The sequence below is a fragment of the Ornithinibacillus sp. 4-3 genome, assembly GCF_040958695.1.
In the GTDB taxonomy this organism is placed as follows: Bacteria; Bacillota; Bacilli; order Bacillales; family Amphibacillaceae; genus CALAMD01.
The window spans coordinates 2,453,990-2,469,468 of sequence record NZ_CP162599.1 but is presented as its reverse complement, the minus strand read 5'-3'; the positions used below and the strand labels follow the sequence as shown (position 1 = coordinate 2,469,468).

The 15,479-nt window shown below is 36.7% G+C and carries 8 protein-coding genes; 5 read left to right on the top strand and 3 right to left on the bottom strand.

All coding sequences use genetic code 11. The annotated features are described in order from the left end of the window. Positions 1 to 20: 20 nt before the first annotated feature. The 3 genes from AB4Y30_RS12110 (at position 21) to AB4Y30_RS12100 (ending at position 8,478) form a co-directional block, all read left to right on the top strand. The gene (locus AB4Y30_RS12110; RefSeq protein ID WP_368652491.1) at positions 21 to 2,873 is read left to right on the top strand and encodes an adhesive domain-containing protein; all 2,853 of its coding nucleotides are present in this window, start codon (positions 21 to 23) and stop codon (positions 2,871 to 2,873) included. Between the two features lie 156 nt (positions 2,874 to 3,029). Further along, positions 3,030 to 4,763 (top strand): hypothetical protein, encoded by a 1,734-nt coding sequence (locus AB4Y30_RS12105; RefSeq protein ID WP_368652490.1) that lies wholly within the window; start codon positions 3,030 to 3,032, stop codon positions 4,761 to 4,763. A 436-nt stretch (positions 4,764 to 5,199) separates the two neighbouring features. Continuing rightward, a complete protein-coding gene (locus AB4Y30_RS12100) occupies positions 5,200 to 8,478 on the top strand; it encodes a CapA family protein (protein WP_368652489.1) in 3,279 nt (1,092 codons plus the stop codon). A 114-nt stretch (positions 8,479 to 8,592) separates the two neighbouring features. Here AB4Y30_RS12100 and AB4Y30_RS12095 read toward each other — a convergent pair whose 3' ends face one another. Then, the gene (locus tag AB4Y30_RS12095) at positions 8,593 to 9,093 is read right to left on the bottom strand and encodes a hypothetical protein (RefSeq protein WP_368652488.1); all 501 of its coding nucleotides are present in this window, start codon (positions 9,091 to 9,093) and stop codon (positions 8,593 to 8,595) included. A gap of 188 nt (positions 9,094 to 9,281) precedes the next feature. Between AB4Y30_RS12095 and AB4Y30_RS12090 the strand changes: the two genes are divergently transcribed. Together AB4Y30_RS12090 and AB4Y30_RS12085 are read left to right on the top strand one after the other, a co-directional pair. Beyond that, positions 9,282 to 10,127 carry an aminoglycoside 6-adenylyltransferase gene (locus AB4Y30_RS12090; protein ID WP_368652487.1) on the top strand — a complete coding sequence of 282 codons (846 nt, stop codon included), beginning with the start codon at positions 9,282 to 9,284 and terminating at the stop codon, positions 10,125 to 10,127. Positions 10,128 to 10,142: 15 nt separating this feature from the next. After that, a complete protein-coding gene (locus tag AB4Y30_RS12085; protein WP_368652486.1) occupies positions 10,143 to 10,883 on the top strand; it encodes a class I SAM-dependent methyltransferase in 741 nt (246 codons plus the stop codon). A 270-nt stretch (positions 10,884 to 11,153) separates the two neighbouring features. Here AB4Y30_RS12085 and metE read toward each other — a convergent pair whose 3' ends face one another. Continuing rightward, on the bottom strand, positions 11,154 to 13,433 hold the full coding sequence (gene metE, locus AB4Y30_RS12080; RefSeq protein ID WP_368652485.1) for a 5-methyltetrahydropteroyltriglutamate--homocysteine S-methyltransferase: 2,280 nt from the start codon (positions 13,431 to 13,433) through the stop codon (positions 11,154 to 11,156). Positions 13,434 to 13,451: 18 nt separating this feature from the next. Beyond that, complete coding sequence (locus AB4Y30_RS12075; protein ID WP_368652484.1) at positions 13,452 to 15,281, bottom strand: bifunctional homocysteine S-methyltransferase/methylenetetrahydrofolate reductase; 1,830 nt, start codon at positions 15,279 to 15,281, stop codon at positions 13,452 to 13,454. Positions 15,282 to 15,479: the final 198 nt, after the last annotated feature.

Here is a 15,479-nt window from a genome sequence, read left to right as displayed (position 1 = left end):
TAGGATAGGAGGAAATACTTTTGAAAAAATCTTCACAGATTGATTTTAAGAAAAGATTAGATGTTAAAAGGAAGATTAAGCTTAAAGCAATAGCACCAGCGTTTGTAGCGGCAACCTTAGTGCTTTCTCCAGTTTCAGTACATATAGGAGAGACAATAAGCTTTAGTCAACATACGGTAGATGCAGCGACACTAGCCGAGGTTAATTTATTACAAAGCACAGATGTTACAGCAACTTCATTTGGAGCACCTGAAGACAATACATTCTCGCTGAATATTAATGGTCAAGCACTTGCGAATTTAGAAGTATTAGGGCCTGAGAGAAAAGCAGTTTTCCAAGTAGATTTAGATTCAATTCCAGCTGAACTCCGCGATCAAATCACAATTGACGCGAGTGGTACTGCGAATGTAAAGGTAGATTTAACGGCATTCACAATGGATGATTTACCGACTGTACAAGCATTGTTACAAGGAATCACTGGAACAGCAACAGGTGTTGTAAGTCAAGTATTAGAGACAGTTGATCGTTTACAATCATCTATTATTCCAGAAAGTCTCTTAACAATAAATGGGATAAGTGAATTAAGCCAAGCAGTAGATGCTTTGAATAATTTAGATGAGGCAATTGCTGGGGTTTTACAATATGATGCAGATGTAGCAATTGTAGATGAGGGTAATGGCGCATTTTCAGTAGATTTCTCTAGTGGGTTAGGTGAGAACCTACGTGTTTCAATCGAGAATATCATTATAGAAACATTACAAAATGTTGTTGACGCGGCAAGCGCAGTTGAGATTCAAATTTTACCTGGTGCAGAAAATATTCCAGGTGTTGGTTTAATTATTGGTGGCTTAAATACTGCAATTAATAACACATTAGGTGCGGTTACTGATTTAGGACAAGCTGCTACAGATTTAATTGAGGAAATTGGCCAAGGTTCACTTGATTTAGCAAATTATGTTGGAAAAATACAAGCATTAGGTCAATTTAATGTGACAGTACCACAAGTACGAGTAAATGCCCCAATTTGTTTAGTTGGTGGAGAAGAGACAGTTAATGTTGATGTTAAAGGTGCGATTGTAGCTACAAATGTGATTGATATAGAATTGCTATCTAGCATTCAGGATTCGGATACGGTCGCAGTAGTTGTAGATTGTGACGATACTGATGCTGACGCCGATGCGGATGCCGACGCTGATGCAGATGCCGACGCTGACGCCGATGCGGATGCCGACGCAGATGCCGACGCTGATGCAGATGCCGACGCTGATGCAGATGCTGACGCCGATGCGGATGCAGATGCCGACGCTGATGCAGATGCTGACGCCGATGCGGATGCCGACGCTGATGCGGATGCTGACGCCGATGCGGATGCCGACGCTGACGCCGATGCGGATGCCGATGCGGATGCCGACGCTGATGCGGATGCTGACGCTGATGCCGATGCGGATGCCGACGCTGATGCGGATGCCGACGCTGATGCGGATGCCGACGCTGATGCGGATGCCGATGCGGATGCCGACGCTGACGCCGATGCGGATGCCGACGCTGATGCGGACGCTGATGCGGATGCCGATGCGGATGCCGACGCTGATGCAGATGCTGACGCCGATGCGGATGCGGATGCAGATGCTGACGCCGATGCGGATGCTGACGCCGATGCGGATGCCGACGCTGATGCAGATGCCGACGCTGACGCCGATGCGGATGCCGACGCTGATGCAGATGCCGACGCTGATGCAGATGCTGACGCCGATGCGGATGCAGATGCCGACGCTGATGCAGATGCTGACGCCGATGCGGATGCCGACGCTGACGCCGATGCGGATGCCGACGCTGATGCGGATGCTGACGCCGATGCGGATGCCGACGCTGATGCCGATGCGGATGCCGACGCTGATGCGGATGCTGACGCTGATGCCGATGCGGATGCCGACGCTGATGCAGATGCTGACGCCGATGCGGATGCTGATGCAGATGCTGACGCCGATGCGGATGCCGACGCTGACGCCGATGCGGATGCCGACGCCGATGCGGATGCCGACGCTGATGCGGATGCTGACGCTGATGCCGATGCGGATGCCGACGCTGATGCGGATGCCGACGCTGATGCGGATGCCGACGCTGATGCCGATGCTGACGCTGATGCGGATGCCGACGCTGACGCCGATGCGGATGCCGACGCCGATGCGGATGCGGATGCTGACGCTGATGCCGATGCGGATGCCGACGCCGATGCGGATGCCGACGCTGATGCAGATGCTGACGCTGATGCAGATGCTGACGCCGATGCTGACGCCGATGCTGACGCTGATGCGGATGCGGATGCCGACGCTGATGCGGATGCCGACGCCGATGCGGATGCCGACGCAGATGCCGACGCTGATGCGGATGCCGACGCCGATGCGGATGCCGACGCAGATGCGGATGCCGACGCAGATGCGGATGCCGACGCTGATGCCGACGCTGATGCTGACGCTGATGCTGATGCAGATGCTGACGCCGATGCGGATGCAGATGCTGACGCTGATGCGGATGCTGATGCTGACGCCGATGCGGATGCTGATGCGGACGCCGATGCTGATGCGGATGCTGACGCCGATGCGGATGCTGACGCCGATGCAGATGCGGATGCTGACGCCGATGCAGATGCAGATGCTGACGCCGATGCGGATGCCGACTCAGACAATGACTCGGATTCCGATAGTGATAACGGTGCAGGTAGTGATAAGGATAAAGATGGTACTAAGGGTGATGGTGAGAAATTACCAGAAACATCTACAAATATGTTTAACAATGCATTAGCAGGATTAGTAGCATTGTTTGCTGGATTAGGTGGATTGCTCTTTAAACGCCGCCGTTCAGAAGAGAAGTAATAATGAGTTGAAAAATAAGCCTATATTGAGATCTCAATATAGGCTTATTTTAAACAATAGAAAAGTATAATATTTTTCTAGTTTCATACAAATTATAATTATTTAAATAAGCTACTTAGAAATTTACTTTACATATGATGAAAGGAGTTTGGGACCATGTCAGAATTAACCAACTTACAACAATTCAACACAGCAATAGAAAGATTTTTGACGAAAAAGCAATTAGAATGGATGAGTACAATCCCTGTGCCAGAAATTAAAGGTAGAAAGAAAGCAATTGTATTTATTTCTATTGGACAACTAAATCAACGCGCTAAGGTATTCCGTCAGTCTTCTAATCATTCCTTTCAACAAGCAGTTCAAAAAGTATTAGAGCAAGTTCAAAAATGGGTGAGGAAAAACCAACCTAATTTATCCTCGATTAAAATAGATTTTGTGCATGATATCAAGCAAATCTCATATAAAGATCTGGAAAAAATGATACTTCAATATAAGAAAAACTACTTTCGTTATGGTATTTCCTTCAATGAAGATTTTTCCTTATCCTTTTTGGAACAAGAGATAAATGGAAATGCATTTATTCGCGAATCTAAACAGGGTAAACTTGCTATTGATGAAACGAATATTCGTCATTATTTAAAAATTAATCGTTATAAAATTTTTAATTTTAATTTGCGTTTGTTATCTAGAAGACCTTTTTATTTATTTAATACGTATGGATTTTTCTTTAATATGCTTGAAGATCGTAAATGGATAGAGCTGTACAGCGGAGAATTAACAAATGGAATCCGTAAAATTCCAAATTTGAAACGCGAAATTGAAAGAATCATTAAGAAATCTACTTATTATTTAAAAAGACAAGTACAATTTTCTGGGAAATTTAATTATGGGTACTTCTCTGCATTTGCAAAAAATATTGGTACCTATAATATACTTCGTCATGCTAGTTCATTGTATTCCATGCTTGAAGGCTATGAAGTAATAAAAGATAAGAAGATTCTTGATGCGGCGAGTAAAAGTCTAAAATATTTAATTGATTTTTCGCTTATTTATAAGGATAGGCAAACAGCTTATATTGTAGATCAGGCAAATGATCATGAAATTAAGTTAGGTTCAAATGCTACAGCCATTTTAGCGATTACAAAATATACGACAGTATCAAATGATGATAGCTACATGGTATATGCAAAACATCTTGCTAACGGAATACTATCAATGAAAGATCCTAATGATAATCATTTCTACCATGTTCTAAAATATCCAGAGTTTGAAACGAAGGAAAAATTTAGAATCATTTATTATGAAGGCGAAGCTATATTTGCTTTGCTTCGACTGTACCAGATTGATCGTGATGAGAAATGGTTAGAAGCAGTGAAGGATTATTTTGAGATATTTATTGCAGAGGATTATTGGAAATATCATGATCATTGGCTAAGCTATGCAGTGAATGAGTTAACAGACCATGTTCCAGAAGATAAATATTTTCAATTTGGTTTAAAAAATTGCAGTGAGAGACTAGAGTTTATCTATCATCGAAATACAACATTCCCTACATTTTTAGAGTTAACGATGGCAGCATATAAAATGGTTAAGAAAATTAAACAAATGGACAAGGGATATTTATTAGATGGCTTTAATGAATCATTTTTAAATAAAACAATTGATAAACGTGCGGAATATCAAAGAGTTGGATTTATGTATCCGGAATTGGCAATGTATTTCAAAGTTCCAGAGCTAGTATTAGATGGATTCTTTATTAGGCACCATTCCTTCCGTGTAAGAATTGATGATGTAGAACATAATTTATCTGGTTATATTCAATATTTACTATATCGAATTCCTGATTTAGATGAGCAGGAACAAAAAATTCCTTATTTATTAGAAGTATAGCAAGAGAAGGATTCTTTAAAGAAAGAGAAAAGTTTTTTAAACATACGAATAACTTCTCTGTAATTAGAGATTAGATGGACTAAATAATGCGTAAATAGTGGGAATGACAGAGGCTGAGACAAAAGTGGTTTTTATCTCGCAAATTAAAAATATCATTTATGTGGGATAGCCACTTCATAAATATACTCCGCTTTCCGTGGGTTTAACCTCAGCCTCGAAAAAAGAAGGCCCTTTTGTCTGCGGGTCTTTATACTTCGTTTTTCTGCAGGAGCTATGTATATTTACCACGTTCTATCAGCATTTTGTTTGGCTTCTATACGATACACTTGTCTCAACCTCATTTAGATAATAATATTTAAAAAAATTAATCAATAAGATAGCTGATGAAGTTTTAACCGATTTAGTGGTCAGAATAATTAAAACTTAGAGGTGTAATATGAAAAATTACTACGACAAACAGACAATTGAAACACTTCTCCAAGGTTATTGGTATAGGGCTCCTCAAAATAATTGGCAAGCTGATAATGTATGCATTGCGCATGGACAAGTGAAAATGGAAAAGGATAAGAGGGTTCTTTTCATTGCAATGGATTCCGATACATGGCATAAAGGCTCTAAAAATAAGAACTACTATGCTGGATGGAAAGATACCCATCAACTTCTGCCTAGTATAGAAAAGAAGCTTAGTGGTGTAATTACACAGCGCCCAGTAGAAGATCTAAGTATTCCCCAATTTATAGTTGAAAATACTTATGAAGCAATTGGAATCTTAGGGAGTTATGCTTTCCAGCAATTCCTTGGAAAAACGATAGGAGTTACAGGAACTGCCGGAAAATCTACAGTGAAAAACATGCTGAAATATTTATTAGAAAAGCATAAAGATCAAGTAGTAGCAACACGTGGAAATCATAACACTCGAACAGGGGTACCTTTGACGGTAGCGTGTTCCATCACAAAGCCAGATTATTTAATTATTGAAAGTGCTATTTCTGGTCTCTGGACAAAACCACATGGGATTATGAAACATTTTCCACCAGATATTGCAATTATTACTTCTATTGATGGAGGACAACAAAAGTCAGCAATGGATACAGCCATACTAAAAACAAAGATTTGTGAGGGGATGTCTAAAGAAGGAATAGTCGTTCTTAATAAAGATATGCTTCATTATGATACTGTTCATAAGAATGTTCTGCAATATACGAATCATATTATTACTTATTCACTTGAAGAAAATGCAGATAGCAGCCTATTGTCTGTTCAACATCATCATGGTCTAGTAACTGTAAATGCAAAAATTTTAGGGGAAGAAGTAAGCTTCGAAACATCGCTTCTTACAAATGGAATGATTTCAAATATTATTGGTGTATTAACAATTTTAAAATTATGTGATGTAGATTTACAGTCTATTCTACCGTCGGTTGCTTTATATAAACCGGTAAATAACGTGCTTCAATTTGAAACATTGCAAAAGAAAGATGGTACATCATTTACTTTCTTAAACGATAGTTGGAATGCAACGGGGATTGCTATGATTGAAGTAATTCGTGCTTTTAAACATCAAGCCAAATTTTATAAGGGGAAAAAGATTGCTGTGTTAGGGAGGGTAGAGAACCTTTCTGAGGAAGAGGCTTATCGTCAACATCATGTACTAGCAAAGGAAATTATCGATGCAAAATTTGATCTTGTCTTTGCACATGGACCAGAAACTAAATTTTTTTTAAAAGAACTACCTGAGGATAAGATCGGAGGATATTTCGAAAACGCGAAAGAAATGATGAGCCAAGTAGTAAATCGAATAGAGGAAGATGATGTAATACTTTTAAAAGGTTCCCCTCGAATGAGTGATTTTAGTGAAGCTGCGGAATATTTAATGACAAGCTTAGAAAATTCACAAATTCCACCAAAATATTTGACGAAGCACCCATATGCTACGGGGAAAGCTGTAGCTACTTTTGAAGCTAGTACTGGAGAAGTAGCTTATCAATTTGGGGATATACATGGATATCATAATCAAGGTTTAGGCCATATTTTTCTATTAGAGCATGTTTTAAATTTAGTATTTGCTAAAAAGCTTTCTTTAGCAAATATGTATACTCCAGGTCGACAAGCATTAAAAGAAATAAAGTCTTTAAACAGTATTCCTATTTATAAAGAAGACAAGGTTACTTTGCTAAATTTATTAGAAGCTGGAATTGTTAACTCTTCTCCAAATGCACTTATTATGCTAGCAAACCAAGTAATTGGAAGTAATAAGAAAACGATGAACATAATTAAAAAGCACTCTTTTAAAGCAGAAGTATCGAGTGAAGCAATAAAAAACATTACTGGTAGAAGGATTAGTAATTTAGCTCAAAAGACAACACTAAGAGATATGTTCCACGCAGGAAAATGGCTACTCGGTTTATATCCATCTCAATTTGATCAGTTAGCAAGGACATCTTTTATATTCAAAGATAAATTTTATGAGACAAAAACTAATTTATTTCAAGAAGGATTAATAACACATGGAATATTTTTTGGATATTTAGATTCTATGGCAATTGCCTTTTCAAAAATAAACGGGAAACAGTATATTACAGTTTGTTATGGTTGTATGGATGCTTTTGAAAGAGACAGCCTATTAGCAAAATCAATATTGCATGTAAGTAAACCAAAGAAATCTGTAAGCATAAAGAAAAGAGAAGTGAAATCAGAACAATTAACAATTAATTTTTTAGGTGACACTTATTTTGGAGAGTTCTATACAAAGATTAGACAAAGGCAAGGAAAAAAAGATGCATTGTCTACAAAGGGTAGAAATTATTCTTTTGATGGAATTAGGAACTTATTTCCTGAATCAAATCTTAATATTTGTAATTTTGAAGGTGCCTTATCCATGGATTCAAATGATAAGTTAAAGCAGGCTAAACCTTTTGTGTTACATGCAGATCCAAAAGAAACGGTTGAAGCATTAAAAGAAGAAAACTTTCATCTTGCTACATTAGCAAATAATCATGCAATGGACTGTGGAAAACAAGGCTTGCAGATGACATTAACTATGTTTGAAAAGTATGGGATAGATACGATGGGGGCTGGAAAATCTCAAACTGAAGCTGAGCAAAAATATATCATTGAAACAAAGAAACGTCGGATTGCCATTTTTAATGGTTATTGGTATCGTCATAGAATGTACCGCCATTATGATTTTTATGCAGTAGGGGATTCCGAGGGAGTTTCTTGTTTAAGTGGGGGATTGCTTGATGCGATTGAGGAAGAAAGAAGAATGTATCCCGAAAGTCATATTATATTAATTGCGCATTGGGGAGTAGATTTTCAACAAGTACGGCCTTTGCAACGTCAATATGCACAACGCTATGTCGATGCGGGAGTAGATTTAATTGTGGGGCATGGTGCTCATACAATTCAAGAAATAGAAAAGTATAAACATGGAACAATCTTCTATAGTATAGGGAATGGTGTATTTAATAGTAATGGGGAATATCAAAAGCGTTTTGTACCTGCTTATGGATTCATATTGCGCTTAAATTTGGAAACTGAAAAAGTTGTTCATCAAATATATCCGATATTTACAGATAATCTCAAAACATTTTGGCAACCCCAATTATTGAATGACCAACAAATAGAACATTGTAAAAGTTATTTGAAACAGATATCGAGTCTACAGATTCAATTACAAAAAGATAATGAGGGACAATATTACTTTTTAATTTAAATTCAAAGTGAAATGATTAGATAAGTAATAAACAGCTTATCTAATCATTTTTTATAAAATAGAATTGTTTTTTTGTCTGTGTTATTCCACAATCAATATTGAAGAATATGAGTTTTATCTATGGATCTTATCTTTATTATTGGTGAAAAATATATATCTGGTTAAACAAATACAGATTAGTAGCATCAAATGAAAAATGGTATGAAGCGTATTTGGCACTATTCCGTTCATGACAGGCAAGAAAGCGTGAGTATCTCCAAACATAATATTATATCGTTCTATCTTTTCTTCGGCTCCAATCCCAAATAAATAAGGAATCCACCATGATATAATTGCTCCTAATAAAATACAAGATGGATGAATAATTAACCAAATCTTTATGAGAAAGGGGTATCTCTTTCCTATAAAAAATAAAATGCCTCCCAGTATAAGCAAAATTTGGACTACACCAATAAGAGTTACAATGATTATTTCATTAAATGGCTCTACTGCAGCAATACCCTCCAGATCATTTAATGGCCCTAAGGGAACCAAATCCTGTACAATCATAAATATTAATATAAAAATATATCCCAAAGCTAAAAATTTTTCAGATAGACGAATATTCCTTTCCATACACTACACCTCACCCTATTTATTTAGACCATCTTGAAGTAATTGTGTTCTTTAACAAAGTAGTATGTTTGTAATATAAACTTAGACTACTTTTATCATAAGAAAACGCTTTAGACAAATTACCTTTGCAGAGAAAAAGATGTTACAGATTTTAAATTGGTTATATTTATAAGACTAGGAGTGATAAAATGCGAACAGAACAAGAAATGCTTAATTTAGTATTGGATGTAGCTGCTCGTGATGAACGAGTGCGAGTGGTCGCAATGAATGGCTCCCGAACAAATAAAAATATTGAGAAGGATCATTTACAGGATTATGATATTGTGTACTTAGTAAATGATTTACCTTCCTTTATCAAAGATCTTAGCTGGGTGGATGTATTTGGTGAACGTATTATCATGCAAACACCGGAAGCGATGTCTATGTTTCCGCCAACTTTAGGGAATCGCTTTTCTTATTTAATGCTGTTTGCAGATGGTAATCGTATTGATTTGATGCTAATTCCACTGGAGGAAAAGGAACGCTATGCAATAGAGGATGGATTGACAATTATTTTGTTAGATAAGGATGGTATCATGCCTGAAATTCCTGAAGCCCATGATACAAATTATTGGGTACAGAAGCCATCTATTCATTATTATACAGATTGTTGTAATGAATTTTGGTGGGTCTCTACCTATGTGGCAAAAGGATTATGGCGTAAGGAATTACTTTATGCATTAGATCATTTGTCTCTTGTTCGTGAAATGTTATTAACGATGCTAACATGGAAGATAGGCATAGAAACAAATTTTACTGTGAATATAGGAAAGAGTTATAAGTATATAGAAAAATATTTGGAGCAGAGAACATGGAAAAAGCTCTTACATACATTTCCAAAAGCAGAGATAATGGAGATATGGAGTGCGTTATTTACTGCTATGGATTTATTCGAATTACTGGCTAAAGAGGTAAGTGAGTATTTACAGATTCCATATCAAGAAGAAGAAGCAATTCAAGTACGAAGTTATGTTAAAAATCTAAAAAATGACTAATGGTGAGGATAAAAGATGAAACAGAATAAATATGATCAAATTGACTTTTTTAATCAATACGCAAAAATGTCACGTTCTATAAAAGGTCTTGATGCTGCAGGAGAATGGCATCAACTAAAAGAAATGATCCCAAATTTATCAGGAAAGCGTGTGCTTGATTTAGGCTGTGGGTACGGTTGGCACTGTCTCTATGCCTTAGAGCAAAATGCAAGTCAGATTGTTGGAGTAGATATTTCTGAAAAAATGATAGAAAAAGCAAGAAGTCTAACAACGGATGATTCAATTAAGTATCATGTTGCTGCAATGGAGGATTTTCAAGCGGAAGAAGGAGCTTTTGATGTAGTTATCAGTTCGCTAGCTATTCATTATATAAAATCCTTCCAGATGATTTGTGAAAAGGTATTTCATTATTTAGCAGATGGAGGGACATTTGTCTTTTCAGTAGAACATCCTATTTTTACAGCAAGACAAGAACAGGATTGGATATATGATGATAAGGGAAGACGTTTGCATTGGCCAGTAGACCATTACCATATAGAAGGTTTACGTGAGACAATGTTTTTGAATGAAGAAGTGACCAAGTATCATCGAACAGTTTCAACTTATTTAAATGAGTTAATGCAAGCTGGCTTTATGATTACAAATGTAGCTGAATCTATTCCTTCTATAGAAATGCAGCAAGCAAGTTCTGAAATGAAGGATGAGCTACGCCGTCCAATGTTTTTATTAATTTCTGCAGTGAAAAAAGCTCTATAATAGAGTGAAAATTAATCGAATTATAAGAAATGCAATATACATGGAAGCTAAAAATACAACAATTTTACGAATAGTTTTAAAAAATAGGAAGAAACATAATATTATTAAAATGAAAAGTATGATTTTTAATAACATGAAAGCCCTTCTTTCTTATTTAACATACATTAGAAGCATACCAAATTCAGGGTTACTTTTCTAATAAGAGAAATGAAAATAATGATGAGCCTTATTAGCATAATCGCTAAAGGCTCATCGCTTTTTAGATAAGTATTATTTAACAGCTACTTTTCTTAAATCTTTAGCAGCTTGCACCATTACTTTAAGTGCGCCAATTGTTTCAGGCTCTTTTCTTGTTTTTAAACCACAATCCGGATTTACCCAGAATTGGTTGCTTGGAATTGTTTGAAGTGCGCGTTCAATATTTCCTTTAATTTCTTCTACTGCTGGAACACGTGGGCTATGGATATCATAAACTCCTAGACCAATTTCTTTACTGTACGTATTTACTTCAAAAGTAGAAACAAGCTCTCCATGGCTACGTGATGTTTCAATAGAGATAACGTCAGCATCTAAGTCATCGATACATTCGAAAATATCCTCGAAATTAGAGTAGCACATATGTGTATGAATTTGTGTTTCAGGCTTCGCAGTAGCTGTTGCTAAACGGAAAGAATAAGCGGAAACCTCTAGATAATCATCCCATTTTGCTTGATCTAATGGTAATCCCTCACGTAAAGCTGGTTCATCTACTTGAATAATTTGAATACCGCTTTCTTCAAGTGCTTCAATTTCCTTTTGTAGTGCTAAAGCGATTTGTTTCATAATTTCATATCGAGGTGTTGCATCATGAACAAATGACCAGTTTAAGATAGTAACAGGTCCTGTCAGCATACCTTTAACTAAACGATCAGTTAGAGATTGTGCATAGACACTTTCTTTTACTGTGATTGGTTTTTCCCATGCAACATCTCCAATGATTAGAGGTGGCTTCACGCAACGAGAACCGTATGATTGTACCCAACCATATTCTGTAACAGTAAATCCAATGAATTTTTCTCCGAAATACTCAACCATATCATTACGTTCAAATTCTCCATGAACAAGTACATCAATATCAATATCTTCTTGGATTTTAATCCAACGTTCAATTTGTGAATTAACAAATGCTTCGTATTGTGCATCAGTAATTTCACCTTTACGCCATTTTGTTCTTGTTCCACGTACTTCAGGAGTTTGTGGAAGGCTTCCAATTGTTGTTGTTGGTAATAAAGGTAATTGGAATTTTTCTTGTTGTAATGCTAGACGTTCTTTAGCTGGTTTAGAACGAACAGCAGAAGCTTCTGTTAAATTCTTAATTTCTTCATGTACTTTATCATTTGAACGATGTGTTTCTTTTACTAGCTGTAGTGCTTTAGCAACTTCATCTAATTCTGTTTGGATTGTTTCTTTTCCTTCATTTAATCCTTTTGTTAATAATGCAATTTCTTTTAGCTTTTGATCAGCAAAGGATAGTCCACCTAAAGTAATTGCATCTAATTTTTTCTCTAAGTTCTTTGTTACTGGAACATGTAGTAAAGAACTAGATGGTTGAACAATTAAATTTTCTTCTTTCACAAATTGTTTAATAGAATCAAGTACTGTTAAAGTTTGATTTAAGTCATTTCTCCAAACATTACGTCCATCAATAACACCAGCAGCAAGCACTTTGCCTTGAGGAAAGCCATATTGTTTTAATAAATCTAACGATTCTCCATGTACAAAGTCAAGTCCGAATCCAGCAACTGGGAGTTTTGTAATACGCTCATAGTGAGATACTTTTTCGAAATAAGTTTGGAAGATAATATTAATTCCTGCTACTTCTTTAGCGAATGCTGCAAACACTTTTTCAGCAGCTTCAACATATTCTACAGGAGCATTTGTAGAGAAAATAGGCTCATCAATTTGTACCCATTTTGCACCAGCCTCCGCTAACTCTTTAAGAATTTGTACATAATGAGGTGTGAATGCATCTACAATTTCTTGGAAATCTTTTGCGTCATAGCCTTTAGATAGAGCTACATATGTAACTGGCCCAAGGATAACTGGCTTACCATCGATTCCTAATTCTTCTTTTGCTTCTTTATAAGCAGTTAAAGCTCTGTTTTCAACTAATGCTGGTTTGGCATCATTTAGCTCAGGACGAATATAGTGGTAATTTGTGTTAAACCATTTTGTCATTTCTGAAGCAACCGCATTATCTACTCCACGAGCAATCGCATAGTATGTATCAATGTCTACTTTTCCACCATCATAATCATAACGGCTCGGTACAATACCAAAAGTAGCTGAAGTATCTAGCACATGGTCATATAGTGAGAATTCACCAACTGGGATCAGATCAATACCAGCATCCTTTTGCTTCTTTAAATTGTTAATACGGATATCTTTAGTACGCTTTAATAATTCAGCTTGATCGATATCGCCATTCCAATAGCTTTCAAGTGCTCTTTTCCATTCTCTTAATTCACCGATTCTTGGATAACCTAGATTAGAACTTTTTACTTTTGTCATGATAATTCCTCCTAATATTTAAGAAATTTGCTGAGTTTTTGATTTTTTTTCATTAATATAATTTATCAATTCAACGATAATGTCATATCGCATGAAAGGGGTGATTAAATAAACTCCATTAAAATACTTTAATGCTTCATCAATTAATTCTTTGGAAATAGCGATACTTTTTTTGGTAGAAGCTTCTCTATCACCAGCAACATTACTCATCCGTTCACGAATTTCATCAGAAAGCTTAATTCCTGGAACCTCATGATGTAAGAATTCAGCATTCTTAGATGATGTGATTGGCATGATACCAACAAATATTGGGGTATCAATATGGGACGTGGCATCACTTAATTGTTTGAATTTCTCCATATGATAAATAGGCTGTGTGAGAATGTAATCTGCACCACTATTTATTTTTCTCTCCATACGCTGTACTGCTTTTTCAATATTAGCTACATTTGGGTTAAATGCTCCTGCAATGGAGAAGTTAGTAGCTTCTCTTAAAGAGTTTCCTAAGAATGAAATACCTTCATTTCCTTTTTTGATTAACTCTATTAATTTGAAGGAATTTACATCGAAAACAGAGGTTGCTCCAGGGAAGTCACCAATTTTTGTCGGGTCACCTGTAATAACAAGCATCTCATCTATTCCTAATGTGTGTAGACCTAATACGTGGGATTGTAATCCGATTAAATTACGATCACGACAAGTGAGATGTACTAATGGTTTAATTCCTTCTTTTTGCAGGAGAGAAGCGATAGCTACATTGCTAATTCTAGGTGAGGCTAATGAATTATCAGCAACTGTAATTGCATCAGCACCGGCTTCTTTTAATGCTTTTGCACCTTCTATATATTCAGTAACATCTAAATGCTTTGGTGAATCTAATTCCACGATGATTGTTGTTCTTTCTTTTGCCAATTCTGAAATTGTTTTTTTATCTGATTTTTTCTGGCGCTTAATGATAATTTCTTCAATTGGAATTACTTTTTTCTCGGTAATTGGTTTTCGAGATTTAATCCCTTCCGCCATTTTTTGAATATGTTGTGGAGTAGTTCCACAGCAACCGCCAATCAGTCTTACTCCTTGTTCACGAAATTCATTTGCAGTAGTAGCAAAGTAGTCTGGCTCATTTTCATAATAGAGCACGCCATCTCGGTAAGCAGGCAAGCTTGCATTTGGATAAGCAGCTAATAGCGCATGCTTTAGTAAAGGAACTGATTCAAGAGAGCTTACCATTTGTGCAGGCCCTAGCCGGCAATTGACACCAACCACGTCAGCCCCAATATCTTCTAGACGTTTTAATCCATCTTTTAGATGTAAGCCATTTTCAAGAATTCCCGGTTCATGCATCGATACGTTTGCGATAATTGGAAGGTTTGTTTCTTCGCGAGCGATTTCTAAGACGATGCTCAGTTCATCGAAATTATAATAAGTTTCTAGTAAAATTCCATCTACTCCAGATAGTAACAAACTGTATAATTGCTCTTTAAAGCTTCGCTTAATCTCTTCTTCGGATTCTTCAAATTGTGAACCGTGGATACCACCAATCGTCCCAAGAATATGTGCCTTACCTTTACTAGCATTTTTTGCAAGGTTTACAGCTGCTTCATTTATTTTCTTTACTTTTTCTTCTAAGCCATACTGAGCTAACTTAATGTAGTTTGCACCATATGTATTGGTTTGAATTACTTCTGCTCCAGCGTTAATATATGCTTCATGGACAAGTTGAACTTGTTCAGCACTGGTTAAGTTTAATTCTTCAAAACAGGTTTTTACTCCATGTGAGTATAAGACTGTTCCCATGGCACCATCAGCAATTAAAATTCTTTCTTTCAAACTATCTAACAAACTCATCTCATATTCACCTCAATCTTTATTGGAATATTTCGTTTTATTTGACTATTAATGATCCAGTTATTAATAGTCGTCGCCGTAGATTTTCATATGAAATTTTATTTTTGAAAATCTAGTTTGCCATCTTTATTAAGATGAAATATAGCAATGCCTAGAGTGTGAATGATTTTCTTTTAAAAAGATTTTTGCGAGTCTTAA